Genomic DNA, 14581 nt, shown 5'->3' with positions numbered 1-14581 from the left:
GTGTCGTGCTGGAACATCGAACGAACCAGATAGTTCGCCGCTGATGGAGCAAACCTTCGATGAAAGCCATGCCGGCCACCCGCTCGCCGACGCCGAAGATGTGCTGATCGTCGGTGGCGGGCCAGCGGGGCTGACAGCGGCCCAGTATCTCGCCCGCTTTCGCCATCGCGTGCTGGTGGTCGATGCCGGCCATCCCCGTGCCGCTCTGATCCCGAAAAGCCATAACTGTCCGGGCTTTCCCGAAGGGATAAGTGGCCCTGACCTTCTCGATCGGCTTCGACGTCACGCGAGCTTGTACGGAGCAACCTTGATACGGGGGCAGGTGTTTTCGCTGGCCGCTGGCGAGGGAGGCTTTGATGCTGAGACCTCGATCGGCGCAATCCGCGCGCGTAAGGTCTTCCTGTCGACCGGGATTGTCGACACGACACCCGAATTGCCTCGCTTGGCGGAGGCGATTGCGGCAGGTGTCGTTCGGCTTTGTCCGGTGTGCGACGGGTATGAGGTGATCGACCGGAAGATAGCGGTCGTGGGGCAGGGTGACAGAGCCTTGCACGAGGCCATTTTCCTCAGTCGATTCACACCGCATGTAACGATGCTGGGCACCCACGCATCGGACTTTCCAACCAGCACGCGTCGCGCGGCCGGCGAAAGAGGGATAGCCATCCGTCACACTCTCGACAGGCTCAGCCCGGCTGCTGACGGTTGTGCGGCGATTTTGCAAGATGGAGCGACCTGCCGCTTCGATGCAGTCTACGCGGCCCTGGGATGCAAGGTGAGCTCGCAACTCGCCCTGGCCGTCGGCGCGAGATGTTGCGCGGAGGGCTACATCACGGTCGATGAGCACCAGCAGACTTCCGTCGACGGCATGTACGCCATCGGTGACGTTGTGAAAGCGCTAAATCAGATAGCGGTCGCGTTTGGACAAGCTGCCATCGCCGCATCCCATGCCCATAGAGAGCTTACCGCCTAGGCTGTTTGAGCCGGCTACAAAGCAACGTCGTTGTCCAGCGGAACAAGCCGCCACTCCGAAGGTTTGGCACGGAGGGCACCGGGCAGGACAGTTGCTGGCAGGCATTGGCATGGCGTTCGACAGGGATGGACCGAAGCTATCGACCGTGCTGTTCGTCGCCGCATTGTCGGCACTTGCCGGGTACAATCACGCCCGCGCCAAACGTGCGCTTGCTGGCCGGGCGCACGGCCATGTCATGGAGGTTGACGGTCTTCGCCTGCATTTTATCGAAGCCGGCACCGGCATGCCGCTCATTCTGCTGCATGGAAACGGATCCATGGCGCAGGATTTCAAGTCGAGCGGCATCTTCGATCAGGCGGCAAAAACCTACCGGGTACTCGCATTTGATCGGCCGGGCTTCGGGCGAAGCACGCGGTCGCGCGGCCGGCGGTGGTCTGCCCGCGACCAAGCCGATCTCATACATGCCGCCGCCGGCAGGCTGGGTATCGAGAACTACATCGTGCTTGGACATTCGTGGGGCGCTTGGGTAGCCCTCGAATTGGCGCGCAGGCATTCTCCTTGGGTTGCCGGCGTCGTGCTGGTCTCCGGCTATTACTATCCGCCGCCGCGGCTTGATCTTGCGCTGGCCGCCCTCCCGGCTCTGCCAGTCGTCGGCACCGCTTTTCGCCACACCTTGCTGCCGTTGCTTGTGAGGCTTGCCTGGCCTTGGACGATGCAGAAGATCTTCCACCCAGCGGATGTCGCTGTCGACTTCGCCGTTCTCGCAAAAGATGTCGCCAGCCGCCCTTCCCAACTGCGGGCGGTGTGTTTGGAATCCGCATCGATGCTGACGGCGGCCCTGCTGACGAAGGCCAGCTACACGGACATTGCCGTCCCGACCGGGATCCTGGCAGGTTCTGGAGACCGGCTGTTCGACGCCGAGGGGGAGGCACGACGCCTGCATGCGGAGGTCGGTGGGTCCCTCCTCGATGTCGTTGAGGGCGCCGGCCATATGGTTCATCAGAGCGCCCCTGAGGCGGTGATCGCCATGGTGGACGCGATTGCAGGACGGCACTCCTCGTCTAAAGAGACCAGCGGCTATGAGCCGGCTAGTTCAGGCGGTGCAGCCTCGCCGGACGTCCCAGGCGGGCGATGAGCAACGCTCGTAACATTGGCCGCCAAACCGGGCTTTCAAGTATGAACGATCAGCATCCCGCCGACATGCAGTCGGTCCTTCAGGAGAACATACAGGCTCTCGTCGACCACAGGCGACAACAGGAGGAGCACCAAGGCGTTCAGGTGCGAATTGCCGGCGCCGTTTCGCGCTTCGCGGGAAGCATGCCCTTTGTCTATTTGCATCTCGCAATTCTGGTCGCCTGGATCCTTGCGAACCTTGGCCTGATACCGGCCGTCCCGGCTTGGGACCCAACTTTTGTGATCCTGGCCATGGTGGCCTCTGTCGAGGCGATCTTCCTGTCCACTTTCGTACTGATCAACCAAAACAGAATGGCCGAACACAGCGAGCGCAGAGCGGAGCTGGATCTGCAGATCAGCCTTCTCAACGAACACGAAACCACGCGGCTCATCGAAATGGTGGCTGCTTTGACGGCACGCCTCAATGTCTCGACACCGGCCGATGAGGAGTTGCCGCAACTGGCCGAGAATGTCGATCCCCGGCAGGTGATGACGGAAATCCAGCAAGCGTCTGGAGATCAGTAGAAACCTTGAGCAAAAACGAAAATGACCGCATTGGAGGCGGGCTGCCGCAGAGGCTAATCCAATAAGAGCCTACATCCGGAGGAACATTCGCTGCACTTCAAGGTTCGGTCGCGGGCCTACAATCCTCCCCTGTCTTGGCCTTCGAGGCTGTCGAAGCAGCTTCAGCCCGTCTCGGCTTTCCGAGGCGGGCTTCTCATGACTCCGCCGCGAGGTCGCGGCGGGACTCAGCCGACAACAGGCCGATGCGTGTCATATGGAACCAAGTTGACGCCGAGATCGTAGTGGCGGTGGCGACTTGGGGATATCCCGGATGAGCGATGGCGTTGTTCTGATCGTCGAAGACGAGACGATGATACTGCTCGACCTCGAGTCAGCTTTGGAGGAGGCTGGCTCCCAGGTCGTCGGCGTTCGAAATGCTGCCGAGGCGCTGGCCGCCTTCGACCGCGATCCCACCAGGTTCAAGGCCGTGCTCACCGACATCCGTTTGGGGCCGGGACAATCCGGGTGGGAGATCGCCCGGCATTTGCGTAGGTCCAACTCGACCATCCCAGTTGTCTATATGAGCGGCGACAGCGCGGTACACTGGGGAGCGGAAGGAGTGCCCAACAGCATCATCATCACCAAGCCCTTCTTTCTGCCGCAAATCATAACCGCCGTTTCGCAGCTTTTAAACGCACAGCAAGCCCCAGAAACTCACATCTAGCGCTGATGAGCTTTTTCTCCCTCCACGAAAACCCATGGAACATTCAGTCCCGACCGGCGTTAGGGCGTGCCGGGGAATCCTTATTGTAGGTTTCTTGCAGCGCATGGGCGGGATAAAATGCATAGGGATGCCTATACCCCATCGGAACTTGCCATATTGAGCCGTGTCCTTGCACGCAGCAATCTCAAGAACGAGACTGAAGCCGAGAGAGAACGGCGCGCCTCGCGCATTCTTGCTTACTACCAGGCCGGGATCACGGACGAGAACGAGCTTGAACAGTTATCCCGGCAGCCGCTGGGAAGATGACGACTGATCTTCCGTGTTGGGAGGTTTCTGAGAAGCTGCGGTTTCATGGCCTTTCGGGGAATAAACTTCGCCGCTATCGGATACCTGTGGGATTTGTCCCAAGCAAGCATGCACTTATTCGTCGAGCTTTCGGTCGAGTTCGTCGAGCAACGACCGATGCTGGCGTGGCACGTCCGTGTCAGTCGGTAGGTCCAGCAACTGGCGAAGCTGGCGACGGCTGGCGTCCGATGCAATCCACTGACGAATGAGACGGGCTATGGCCTTCTGTTGCGCCTTGCCGATTTCTTCCATGTTGGGAACCCGAGCTTGTCCGAGGTCGAACTCGGCGGATCCCCTCATGGTTCCCTGTCATGCATAACAAACCTGCGGTTGAGCTTGGGCTACTTTAGGGCAAGCGATGCGTGGCTGCCTGACAGGCATCGCGAATTTTTGCTTTGAACACTGCCGCGCTCACCATCAATTCGATTTTTCAGGCGTGGCTTCCGTCGGGACACCCGACAGGACAGCCATTCTTGTCCTTGCATTCTGTATCCGACCCTTGATGGTGGCTGTGTCGCAATCGCAGATGTCGGCGGCGTCTTCGTAGGATAGTCCGAGCATGCAAACCAGAACGATGGCCTGCCGCTCCGGATCCGCCAGGAGGTCAATGGCACGCGCTATCCTTGGGCCGGTTTCCATCTGTTCCTGTGTGTCGGTGGCAAAAGGCTCCGACAAGCAACTCGCCGGTCCTCGAGGCTGGGGGGCTGCGCCTTCAAGCCTGGCCAAGGAAGCCCTGCGCATGGTGGCGAAGATCCAGGGCTTTACCCGGCTTCCGTCAAGACCATCGAGATCTGCAATGCCTTTGACCAGTGTTTCTCGGACAAGATTGTCAGCTTCGTCGATGCTGCCGCAAAGCGAACGTGCGAATGCCCGCAATGCGGGAACAAGGTCGACTAGGTTCGTCTGTTCGCCAGAACTTGGTAAGGACGAGCCTCCTGGGTAGGTAATGGGCTGTGTCTGCTCCGCAAGCGCCGGATCGGACGCGGTGAGCTTGCGACGGTGTTCAGCCATCACACCGATCCTCCAGGGACATGGGACCTCTTTCGTGTCGGTCTGATCTGGTGGGGCGAAGGGTCCAAGAAGCGACAATTGTCATGTTTTGCTCCAGGCTGACACTCGGACCCGTCGTCTGCAGGGTCCTGCGTGCAAGCAAGGATGCATTGTCCCCGGCACGCACAGACCCAATTAATCCGGTCGCCGACTAGGCGCACTTACATAGATTAAAGCGCCCGCCACTTGCACCGATTGATCTACTCCATGACCGAGCACCGAGTGATCCTATGGCCCGGGGCTTTCGAGATACGTCTTCTGGCTCAATGCCGTCCGATGGGCATGTTGAAGCTGGTTGGGTGGGGCTGATCCAGTACTGGCGCGAAAATCGGCCGGATTCATCTCATCAATTTGATCTGAAGCGAGAGGCTCAGCCGCAGAACTTTGTCCCCATTTTCATCACGCACCTCGACAAACAATTTCTGCCCGTCAACGCCTTTCAGTGCGTCTCTCGTGAGGTCAATGAGGCCTTCGAATCCGACTCGGCGCACCTCTTCTAGGCCAGCGCATTCGACACCTATCTCATCCTGCAAGACCAAATCGCGATCGCCGGTGTCAAAGAAAAATCGTGCCATGGGAGAGCTTCCGTCACCACTAATCTGCCGGGTTCTTTTGATGCAGGTAAGTCGTGTCGAAATCCCCTGCGTGAGTGAGGCCGGGCCAGTCGATTGCATGCATTCTCGACCCCGTGGTGGCGATTAGGCCTTCACGTCGTAGTTCCTGAAGCATTCGGTTGACGTGGACCGTCGACAAACCCAATGCATCGCCAAGTGCGGCTTGGGTTATGGGAATATCAGCAATGTGATCCTGAATGCGTCCCACCGCCCGCAAGCGAAATATGAGTTCGCACAAAATGTGAGCCATGCGGGTGTAAGCCTCACGTCTTCCAACGTTGGTGACCCACTCCCTGTACATCGCGGCGTCGATCAGCGTCGACCGCCAGAAAGCGGTGGCGATGCGAGGGTGCTGGTCACAAATGCTGCGTAGAACGTCGTGTCGCATGAAGCCCACTCGGGCCGGCGTCAGGGTCGAGAAATTACAGTCCATGACCGACAGATGCAGCCCGTGCAGATCGGGGATGTCTCCGCCCACGAAGAAAGACGTGATCTGTCGCTTTCCTTCGCTTGTGTATTTGGTGGAGCCGATCAAACCATCCAGGACGACAAACGAGTAAACAGGATGGTCACCCTCACGCACCAGGTCGTGGTTGGCCGAAAAATCTTTCTCCTGAATGGGTATGCTTTTCAAAACCGCGATTTCAGCTTCTCGAATGTCCGAGATGGTCTGAAGCTTGCGGATAAGTATATCCGAGGATGAAGAGGGGGACAAAATGGCTACCTAGCTGATTTTGCCCACCGAACTTTTATCCCAGCTAAAAGTTCCGGATGGCGGTGAAATCCGAGTAAGCAGGCCTGGTTTGCCAAAGACGCGATCAAAACCGCGGTCTATGGAGCAAACGCACCCACGGCTTTGTACGTTTTCATACCTAACGCCGCTCCGCCGGAACGTAGGGCAGGCATTCGCGGTTACCTCGGACTCTTCGGGGAGTTCGCTATGGATGAGCCTAAGGCAGCTTTCATTGATCGCCTGATCAAGGAGACCAGCATCAGCGAAAAAGACGCCCGCGAACTGGTAGCGCTCCTAGGGCTCAATTGGCCGTCCTTGGTCCGGGAAGCGAAGCTCCTGAAGCCACACACCCACGGTACTTCTTATGTGAGCCCGGACGGCAGCGGCGTCTCTGACTTCCATACAGGTTCCAGCCAGGTCTCCGAGCAAGGCGGCCATTCTAGCCCGCTGGTCGGCAAGGCTGACACGTAGCGCCCGCGCTATTACGAGTTCGTTCAAGCCATAGGGGAGATCTGGAGCATGGCCGGGTAAACGGCCATCGTCCGCGGCGGCACCGCTGCCAACAGAAGCGGCTCATCGAGAGCCGCATCGTTGGTGCGTTGCTCCATAGGAACGCAAGACCGCACGCGCTGCCACTGCCCGCAACACTTTAATCCGCGCCTCAGGAACGGGGTGGTCCCACTGACGTTCTCCGACGGTGGCAAGGTGAGACCTCAGTGAACAGACCCATTTCGCGGACGGAAATCATCGAAGAAGTCGATCACTCGTCGAATGACGGGGACCTCGCGAGAGAAGTCTTGCCTTCCGCCGCAATCGCGGCGGCGCTGGCCGACTCGCTGGAGAGCGGTCCAAACAAGCATATTGTCCATATAGCCGCCTCGGAACGCGGTGCCGAAGAGACCGCTGCGGCTTTGCGTCGGTTTCTGCCGAACGTGGACGTCATCTTGCTGCCGTCCTGGGATTGCCTGCCTTACGACAGGGTATGGCCGACACGCGCCAATATGGGGCGGAGGCTTAGCGCTCTGCGTGAGATCGCAAGCGAGCCCAAACGTCCGCGCATCGTGGTTGTGTCGATCGAGACCACTCTCCAGCGGGTGCCTCCTGCGCCAGTCATTGCTGGCGGTTTCACAACTCTGGAACTCGGACAAAGGTTCGACCCGGATGGTTTCCGAACGAGAGCCGAGTCGATTGGATACGGTGTCGACGAAAGAGTCGACGAACCGGGCGAGATAGCTTTTCGGGGCGACCTCATGGACATATTCCCCGCTGGCGCCGATCATCCGGTTCGCGTCGTCATCGGTCCAGATAGCTGCATCCGGGAACTCAAGATCTATGACCCCATCAGCCAGCTTAGCGAACAGTCGCGAGAGTCGGTCACGGTTGGGCCGGCATCCGAGCTGATTTTCGCAACTGGGGATCATCCCGAGTTGGCAGCCATGCGCGCGACGTCGATGGAAGAACGGCTCGTCGCGTTGTACGGCAGCATGCCGTCGGTCTTCGATGTGGCATCCAGCGCCTGTGTCTCCATCGCGGAAGGTCTCGAAGGCGCGCCGCTCGACCGCTTCCTGGACCTGATCGAAGATGCTCGTGGTGCGAGGCAGGAGGTTGCCGCGGCCGCCAAACCCTTGCCGGAACAGTTTTACCTATCGCGTCAAGAATGGGACTTCGCAGTCCGTAATCGCCACGGAACGAGTCTCGCCGTTTCTGCCGCGCGAGTTCCCAAATTCTTCCAGCGCGCGCGATCCGGGCATCAGTTCGCCGAATTTGTGGAAAGGCAGACAAGGTCGGGTCTCACCGTGGCATTCGCGGGCGAGGCCTCCGCACTGCAGCGAGCCGATCGTCTGCTCGATCGGAAGCTTGGTCGGCGAATGAGGGAGGTGGCTGACTGGCCGCGGATCCGTTCGGCCCCAAGGGGCTCTCTTCTCAGGGTCGAGATCGTTCTCGACGAAGGCTTTGTCGACGAGCAATCAGGCATCGCGGTGGTGGCCGCGGCCGACCTGTTTGGCCACGCCTTGAAAGCAAATGGCGGTGCGGCCACCAGCATACTCGAACCCGAGTTGCGCATTGGCGACGTCGTCGTCCATGAGGACCATGGCCTGTCCATGCTGGTGGCGGTCGAACAGGTCGAGTTGGCCGGTCAGCAGCAGGATGTCGTCAGGCTGGAATATCGGGACGGAGCTTCCTTGCTGGTTCCGGTCGATGAGTTTGGGCGGATATGGCGCTACGGCTCGGAACCCGGTGCGGTGCCGCTCGATCGCTTGAACAGCGATGGGTGGCTCAACCGACGCAAGGCTGCGCTGCGCGATATCGACAGGCTGGCCAAACGCTTGAGGGACCTTGCCAATGCCAGGTCCAGCCAGCCTGCCGCCATCATAAAACCCTCTCGCGCCGACCTTGCCCGGTTCGCGGCGCGGTTTCCCTATACGGAGACGCCCGACCAGGCTGCCGCCATCCGCGACGTGCTTGACGACCTGTCGTCGGGGAGAACAATGAATCGCCTTGTCTGCGGCGACGTCGGCTTCGGCAAGACAGAGGTGGCCCTGCGGGCCTGCGCCGCCGCGGCCCTCTGCGGGAAGCAGGTGGCGGTGATAGCGCCGACGACGGTGTTGGCACGCCAACACTATGAGACGTTCAGCCGAAGATTCGCGGGAACCGGCCTCGAGGTCGCCCACCTCTCGAGAATGGTCGGAGCGGCGGAGGCGAGAGCGGTGAAGGAGCGGCTGCGGAGTGGTCAGGTCGCGGTGATTGTGGGTACCCAGGCCCTGGCGGCCAAGAGCGTCAGCTTCGCCAATCTCGGACTGCTGGTGATCGACGAGGAGCACCGGTTCGGTGTCAAGCTGAAGCAGGCGTTGCGAAACATGGCGCCCCGTCTTCATACGCTGACCATGAGCGCCACGCCGATACCGCGGACGCTGCAATCGGCAATGTCGGGCATCCAGGAGGTCAGCGTACTCAACTCTCCGCCGGCCAAAAGACGTCCCGTTCGTACCATTCTGGCGTCCTTCGATCCAGCTTCGGCAAGAGCCGCCCTTTTGCGCGAATTTCGCCGGGGCGGACAGAGCTTCCTGGTGGTTCCGCGCATTGAAGACATCGACCCGGTTCGCCTGCAGCTAAACAGAATGGTGCCGGAACTCGCGGTCAAGACGGCTCATGGCGAAATGAAAGGGAGACAACTGGACGAGATCATGGTCGGGTTCGCTGACGGTGACGGCGACGTCCTGTTGAGCACTGACATCATCGAGAGCGGCCTCGACGTGCCGCGGGCCAACACCATACTGATCTGGCGAGCGGACAGGTTCGGTCTGGCACAGCTGCACCAGCTTCGCGGCCGGGTGGGAAGGGGAGCGGTGCAGGCTATTGCCCTTCTTCTGACCGAACCTGGCGTCGAACTGGCCGAAGGCACAAGAGCCCGACTGTCGACCGTGATTGCGCTCGATCGGCTTGGCTCCGGCCTTGCGATCAGCCAAAGGGACCTCGACCTGCGCGGGGCAGGAGACCTTTTCGGCGAAGATCAAGCCGGGCACATGAAGCTGATCGGAGCAGGCCTTTACCAACATTTTCTGCAGCGGGCGGTTTCGCTGGCTGCGGGAGGAGCCGATACCGACAAGCAGCTTGCCGACATTAACGGCGCCGGAAACGGGGCCTTTCCCGATAGTTACGTCAACGAGCCGACGGTGCGCGTCAGCCTCTATGCGAGGCTGTCTCGTATGGCTGCCGAGACGGACCTCGATGCATTCGGCGAAGAGCTTGAGGACCGCTTTGGAGACATGCCCGGCGAAGTGGCGGATTTACTGGAACTGACCAGGTTGCGCATAGCCGCGGCGGACCTGGACATCAGCAAAGTCGATGTGGGACCAGAAGGGATCGCGATCACCTTCCGCAAGAAACCGGTGGCATCAAAATGGCGCTTTAAAAACGCACAGGGCTTCGAGTTCCGCAACGGTCGGCTTATTTTCAGGCCCTCGATCCAGTCTCGCGGCTCAGATATCGATGCCGTTCGCTCGGTGCTCGCTGCCTTGCGTGCGGGCCGGTTGGCCCGGCGCCGCCCATGATGGGTTCGCTCGGATCACCGGTTCCAGATCGTGGGGAAAGTTCGGCGCTTCGATGGGCAGTTCGTCAGCCGGCGTTCTTTCCCTCTGAGTCACCGCCGGAAGCATTTCAGCGACCTCAACGAGGATATCCTTGACGAAGTGATTGATCTGGGCGCCCATCTACCGCGAGCCTGTTGTCTCCGATGGCGTCCGAACTTGCTGCCCGAACCAAAGTTCCGCCTGAAACGCGTGACGAGGCGAATGAAAGTCCGCTAACACCGTGCCCGGCGCGCGCTTCGCTCAAGGCATCACTCCGGCTTGATGGGCCGTCATGGCAGCCATGTTCTGATCCAGATGGGCCATGATCCAGACTGAGCCCAGAACCACCAGCGCCACGATCAGCACGCCGAAGGCCAGGGCCAGAACGTTATTGGTGTTGTCCCGTCCGGTCGTCAGGTGGAGAAAGAAGACAAGATGCACGCCCATCTGCGCGACAGCGAGCACCACCAGGGCCGAAATCACCGCCGGCTGGTAGATCAGGTTGGTCTGAGCCGCCAGGAACGAAGCAATCGTAAGCAGGATGGCCAAGCCGAAGCCGAGCAGGTAGCCAGAGAGGCCCCCCGCCATTTCGTGCTCGGTTATGCGTTCCTCGCCCGGCGCTGAATCGCGGCGGTCTGGCGTCTCGCCGGTCCCGCTCCCGCCCCCGATCTCGGTCATGGCGATGCTCCCAACAGATAAACCAGCGTGAAGATGGCAACCCAGATGATGTCGAGCGCGTGCCAGAAGAGCCCGAAGCAGTGGAGCCGCCGCAAAATATCGGGTCGAAAACCCTTGACCCACAGCTGCGCCATCATGGTGCCTAGCCAGAGCAGGCCGAGTGCGACGTGGGTCCCGTGGCAACCAACGAGTGCGAAAAAGGCTGAAAGAAATGCACTTCGAGACGGGCCTGCCTGCTCGCCGGCCATCGCCGCGAACTCCTGCACCTCCAGGAGCAGGAAGGCTGCCCCGAGCAGGCCCGTAATCAGCAGCCAGAACTGGGTGGCAGCCATCGATCTGCGGTGGCTCGCGAGCGTTGCCAAGCCGCCGGTGAAGCTCGAACTGAGCAGAAGGCCCGTTTGTACCGCAACGCGCGTGGGTTCGAACAGATCCTTGCCGGTCGGCCCGCCGGCGGTTGCCTTGGCGAGCACGGCATAGGCGGCGAAGAAAGCCGAGAACATGATGATGTCGGACAGCAGAAAGATCCAGAACCCGTAGGCAACGGTGACGAACTTCGACGCCGGACCGCCCTGTCCGTGGCCTGTCGCGGATCTTGCACCATGGCTGCCGGTGCGATTGAGCCGGTATGGGTCGCGTGTCTGGCGGTCGGCGCTGATGTCGCTGGTGAAGGCGTGATCGCTCATACCGGACGCTCCCAGCTGCGCAGGAAGGCAAGCTGCGCGGCTCGGCCGTTTCGGTCTATTCGCGCGACCTCATCGGCGGGAATCTCGTAGTCGCCATGATCGCGCCAGGCGAAGACGACGAAGGTGGCGTAGGCGCCGATGAAGCCGACGATCGCCAGCCACCAGATGTGCCAGATCAGCGCGAAACCGATCAGCGTGCTGAAAAAAGCAGTGACGAAGCCTGTCGGGCTGTTGCGCGGGATCTCGATAGGCTCGTACGCGGCCTCCGTCTCCGCGCTCTGCTCCTCGATCCCCCGTTGCTTGATGCTCCAGTAGGGTTCTTCGTTCTCGACGTGTGGCAGCCGCGCAAAGTTGAAGGCGGGCGGAGGGGAGGATGTCGACCATTCCAGCGAACGCCCGTCCCACGGGTCGCCGGTCTCGTCGCGAAGCCTGTCGCGATGCCGGACCGAAACCACCAGCTGCATGATCTGCAGTGCGGCGCCGATGATCATCACCAGCACGCCGAACGCGGCCACCACCAGCCACGGCGCCCAGAGATCCATGTCGATGTGCTGAAGGCGCCGCGTCATGCCAAGCAGGCCGACGATATAGAGTGGCACGAAGACCAGCATGTAGCCGACCAAGGTGACCCAAAATGCCGCTTTCCCCCAACCTTCGTGCAACCGGAAGCCGAATGCCTTGGGGAACCAGTAGGTGAAGCCGGCGAAGGCGCCGAACAGCACGCCCGAGATGATGACGTTGTGGAAATGTGCCACGAGGAAAAGCGAGTTGTGCAGCACGAAGTCGGCGGGCGGGACGGCAAGCAGGACGCCGGTCATGCCGCCGACGGTGAAGGTGGTGACGAAAGCCAGCGCCCAAAGCATGGGCGTGTCGAAACGAACGCGCCCGCCATACATGGTGAAGAGCCAATTGTAGATTTTTACGCCGGTGCCGACGGCGATGACCGAGGTGGCGATCCCAAACGCGGCATTGACGTCGGCACCGGCGCCCATGGTGAAGAAATGGTGCAGCCAGACCATGAACGAGACGATGCAGATGAACATCGTCGCCGCGACCATTGAACGATATCCGAACAGCGGTTTTGACGAGAAGGTCGAGAAGATCTCGGAAAAAATCCCGAAGGCTGGAAGTACCAGGATGTAAACCTCGGGATGGCCCCAGGCCCAGATCAGGTTGACGAACATCATCTGATTTCCGCCGGCTTCGTTGGTGAAGAAATGGAAGCCGAGATAGCGGTCCAGCGTCAGCATCGCGAGCGTGGCGGTGAGGATCGGGAAGGCCGCGACGATGAGCAGGTTGGAGGCCAGCGATGTCCAGCAGAACATCGGCATGCGCAGATACCCCATTCCCGGCGCACGCATCTTAAGGATCGTCGTCACCAGGTTCACCCCGGTCAGCAGAGTGCCGACGCCGGAGATCTGGATCGACCACAGATAGTAGTCGACACCGACGCCCGGCGAGTAGGTGGTTTCCGACAAGGGCGCATAGGGCAACCAGCCGGTGCGCGCGAACTCGCCGATGACAAGCGAGATGTTGACCAGCAGGGCTCCGGTGGCCGTCAACCAGAAGCTGACTGAGTTGAGCGTCGGAAAGGCGACATCGCGGACGCCAAGCTGCAGCGGCACGACGAAATTCATCAGGCCGATGATGAAGGGCATTGCCGCGAAGAAGATCATTATCGTGCCGTGCGCCGAAAAGATCTGGTCGTAATGCTCGGGCGGAAGATAGCCTGGACCGTGGATGGCCAGAACCTGTTGCGTGCGCATCATGATGGCATCGACGAAGCCACGCAAAAGCATGAGCATCGCGAGCACGATGTACATCACGCCGATGCGTTTGTGGTCGACCGAAGTTATCCACTCGCTCCACAGATAGGGCCAATATCCCTTGAGACTTATCCAGCAGAGCACCGCTGCCGCAGCGAGGAACACCGCGAAGGCCGCACCGAGGGGGATAGGTTGGTCGAACGGAATCGCCGACCAATCCAGCTTGCCGAGCATTGTCATTCTTCCCCTTCTGCCTGCTGGTGGTGCGCCATGGCCGCCGCTCGTAACGCCTTCGGACTGACCTGTGGCTCGCCGCTACCGGTACTTTCAGCGGGGCCGGGGCCGGGCGGCAGCGTCTGCTGGACAACCGCTTCGAACAGCCCGGGCTGCACATGGCCGAACGAAGCCGGTGGCAGGTTTGTGCTTTGCCGGGCGAGTTCGCGGTACCCGTCGGCGTTGAGCACGCCGCCGCCGCCACGCAACGATGACGCCCAGCGGGTGAACGCATCGGCCGAAACCGCGATCACGCTGAAGTTCATGTCCGAGAAGCCGTCGCCGCTGAAATGCGCCGACTGACCGAAATAGCTGCCCTCGCGGTCGGCTTGCAGATGCAACTCGGTCTGCATGCCGTTCATGACATAGACCATGCTGCCAAGCTGAGGCACGAAGAACGTGTTCATCACGCTGGCCGAGGTCAGCTTGAAATGCACGGGAACGCCGGCCGGGATGACCAGCTGGTTGACCGCTCCAATTCCCTGCTCGGGATAGAGGAACAGCCATTTCCAATCGAGCGCCACCACTTGGATGTCGAGCGGTGGCTGCGCCGAGGCGATCGGTTTGCGCGGATCGAGGTGATAGGAACCGTAGTAGATCAGTCCGCCAAGGAAGAGGATGGTGAGCGTCGGGATCGACCAGACGATCAACTCGATCCGACCTGAATAGGTGAATTCCGGGTCGTAACGGGCACTGCTGTTGGAGGCGCGGAATTTCCAAGCGAAGGCCAGCAGTGCGATCAGCGTCGGAATGACGATCACCAGCATCACCGCCAGCGAGTTCAAAAGGATCGTGCGATTGCCCGCGCCAATTGGCCCTTGCGGGTCGAGCACGCCTCCCGCGCAGCCGGGCAAGAATGCGGCCGCGGGTATCCCGAGCAGCGAGTGCGCCGGCTTGAAGGTGGGTGGCAAAAACAGCGGCTGCGCCACGCATCTCGGGGAGGACGCGTCGTGAGGGCACGCGTTCTTCGCGTTTTCCATCTAAGTCTTCCCTGACGC

Annotated in this window: 14 protein-coding genes; 6 read left to right on the top strand and 8 right to left on the bottom strand. The window is 60.7% G+C overall.

What is annotated here, in order from left to right; translation table 11 throughout:
- Window positions 1–43: 43 nt before the first annotated feature.
- The 4 genes from X739_RS151460 (at window position 44) to X739_RS151475 (ending at window position 3371) form a co-directional block, all read left to right on the top strand.
- Window positions 44–970: an NAD(P)/FAD-dependent oxidoreductase gene (locus X739_RS151460; protein ID WP_023771437.1), complete on the top strand. Its 927-nt coding sequence runs from the start codon at window positions 44–46 to the stop codon at window positions 968–970.
- Between the two features lie 145 nt (window positions 971–1115).
- The gene (locus X739_RS151465) at window positions 1116–2105 is read left to right on the top strand and encodes an alpha/beta hydrolase (RefSeq protein ID WP_245273855.1); all 990 of its coding nucleotides are present in this window, start codon (window positions 1116–1118) and stop codon (window positions 2103–2105) included.
- Window positions 2106–2146: 41 nt separating this feature from the next.
- Window positions 2147–2668 (top strand): DUF1003 domain-containing protein, encoded by a 522-nt coding sequence (locus tag X739_RS151470; RefSeq protein ID WP_023771435.1) that lies wholly within the window; start codon window positions 2147–2149, stop codon window positions 2666–2668.
- Between the two features lie 310 nt (window positions 2669–2978).
- Complete coding sequence (locus tag X739_RS151475) at window positions 2979–3371, top strand: response regulator (protein ID WP_023771434.1); 393 nt, start codon at window positions 2979–2981, stop codon at window positions 3369–3371.
- Between the two features lie 420 nt (window positions 3372–3791).
- On the opposite strand, the gene X739_RS151485 is transcribed toward X739_RS151475, so the two are convergent.
- The 4 genes from X739_RS151485 to X739_RS151495 form a co-directional block, all read right to left on the bottom strand.
- Window positions 3792–3968 (bottom strand): hypothetical protein, encoded by a 177-nt coding sequence (locus X739_RS151485; RefSeq protein WP_156939363.1) that lies wholly within the window; start codon window positions 3966–3968, stop codon window positions 3792–3794.
- Window positions 3969–4133: 165 nt separating this feature from the next.
- Window positions 4134–4727, bottom strand: coding sequence for a sigma factor-like helix-turn-helix DNA-binding protein (locus X739_RS0134365; protein ID WP_023771431.1), 594 nt, complete (start codon window positions 4725–4727; stop codon window positions 4134–4136).
- 377 nt (window positions 4728–5104) lie between these two features.
- Window positions 5105–5341, bottom strand: a complete 237-nt coding sequence (locus X739_RS151490; protein ID WP_023771430.1) for a hypothetical protein — start codon at window positions 5339–5341, stop codon at window positions 5105–5107.
- 19 nt (window positions 5342–5360) lie between these two features.
- On the bottom strand, window positions 5361–6095 hold the full coding sequence (locus X739_RS151495) for a Crp/Fnr family transcriptional regulator (protein ID WP_023771429.1): 735 nt from the start codon (window positions 6093–6095) through the stop codon (window positions 5361–5363).
- A gap of 225 nt (window positions 6096–6320) precedes the next feature.
- Between X739_RS151495 and X739_RS1000000169960 the strand changes: the two genes are divergently transcribed.
- Entirely contained in the window at window positions 6321–6584 is a 264-nt protein-coding gene (locus tag X739_RS1000000169960) for a hypothetical protein (RefSeq protein ID WP_023771428.1), read from the top strand.
- A 245-nt stretch (window positions 6585–6829) separates the two neighbouring features.
- Window positions 6830–10165 carry a DEAD/DEAH box helicase gene (locus X739_RS151500; protein ID WP_023794764.1) on the top strand — a complete coding sequence of 1112 codons (3336 nt, stop codon included), beginning with the start codon at window positions 6830–6832 and terminating at the stop codon, window positions 10163–10165.
- A gap of 279 nt (window positions 10166–10444) precedes the next feature.
- Here X739_RS151500 and cyoD read toward each other — a convergent pair whose 3' ends face one another.
- The 4 genes from cyoD to cyoA are packed head-to-tail and all read right to left on the bottom strand — an operon-like array spanning window position 10445 to window position 14563.
- The gene (gene cyoD, locus X739_RS151505; protein ID WP_023771425.1) at window positions 10445–10861 is read right to left on the bottom strand and encodes a cytochrome o ubiquinol oxidase subunit IV; all 417 of its coding nucleotides are present in this window, start codon (window positions 10859–10861) and stop codon (window positions 10445–10447) included.
- On the bottom strand, window positions 10858–11544 hold the full coding sequence (locus tag X739_RS151510; protein WP_023771424.1) for a cytochrome (ubi)quinol oxidase subunit III: 687 nt from the start codon (window positions 11542–11544) through the stop codon (window positions 10858–10860). The genes cyoD and X739_RS151510 overlap by 4 nt, the downstream gene beginning before the upstream one ends.
- Complete coding sequence (gene cyoB, locus X739_RS151515; protein ID WP_023771423.1) at window positions 11541–13544, bottom strand: cytochrome o ubiquinol oxidase subunit I; 2004 nt, start codon at window positions 13542–13544, stop codon at window positions 11541–11543. The genes X739_RS151510 and cyoB overlap by 4 nt, the downstream gene beginning before the upstream one ends.
- Before the next feature lie 2 nt (window positions 13545–13546).
- Entirely contained in the window at window positions 13547–14563 is a 1017-nt protein-coding gene (gene cyoA / locus X739_RS01000000166110) for a ubiquinol oxidase subunit II (RefSeq protein WP_023771422.1), read from the bottom strand.
- Between the last annotated feature and the right edge of the window lie 18 nt (window positions 14564–14581).

The sequence above is a fragment of the Mesorhizobium sp. LNHC209A00 genome (assembly GCF_000502915.1).
In the GTDB taxonomy this organism is placed as follows: Bacteria; Pseudomonadota; Alphaproteobacteria; order Rhizobiales; family Rhizobiaceae; genus Mesorhizobium.
Note: the sequence above shows the minus strand (reverse complement) of the source record. Positions and strands in the feature narration are given on the sequence as shown.

What these genes read in the sequence shown, in the direction of transcription:
- X739_RS151460 (WP_023771437.1), top strand. Translation starts at nt 44, where the DNA reads ATGGAGCAAACCTTCGATGAAAGCCATGCCGGCCACCCGCTCGCCGAC.
- X739_RS151470 (WP_023771435.1), top strand. Translation starts at nt 2,147, where the DNA reads ATGAACGATCAGCATCCCGCCGACATGCAGTCGGTCCTTCAGGAGAAC.
- X739_RS151475 (WP_023771434.1), top strand. Translation starts at nt 2,979, where the DNA reads ATGAGCGATGGCGTTGTTCTGATCGTCGAAGACGAGACGATGATACTG.
- X739_RS151485 (WP_156939363.1), bottom strand. Translation starts at nt 3,968, where the DNA reads ATGGAAGAAATCGGCAAGGCGCAACAGAAGGCCATAGCCCGTCTCATT.
- X739_RS0134365 (WP_023771431.1), bottom strand. Translation starts at nt 4,727, where the DNA reads ATGGCTGAACACCGTCGCAAGCTCACCGCGTCCGATCCGGCGCTTGCG.
- X739_RS151490 (WP_023771430.1), bottom strand. Translation starts at nt 5,341, where the DNA reads ATGGCACGATTTTTCTTTGACACCGGCGATCGCGATTTGGTCTTGCAG.
- X739_RS1000000169960 (WP_023771428.1), top strand. Translation starts at nt 6,321, where the DNA reads ATGGATGAGCCTAAGGCAGCTTTCATTGATCGCCTGATCAAGGAGACC.
- cyoD (WP_023771425.1), bottom strand. Translation starts at nt 10,861, where the DNA reads ATGACCGAGATCGGGGGCGGGAGCGGGACCGGCGAGACGCCAGACCGC.
- X739_RS151510 (WP_023771424.1), bottom strand. Translation starts at nt 11,544, where the DNA reads ATGAGCGATCACGCCTTCACCAGCGACATCAGCGCCGACCGCCAGACA.
- cyoB (WP_023771423.1), bottom strand. Translation starts at nt 13,544, where the DNA reads ATGCTCGGCAAGCTGGATTGGTCGGCGATTCCGTTCGACCAACCTATC.
- cyoA (WP_023771422.1), bottom strand. Translation starts at nt 14,563, where the DNA reads ATGGAAAACGCGAAGAACGCGTGCCCTCACGACGCGTCCTCCCCGAGA.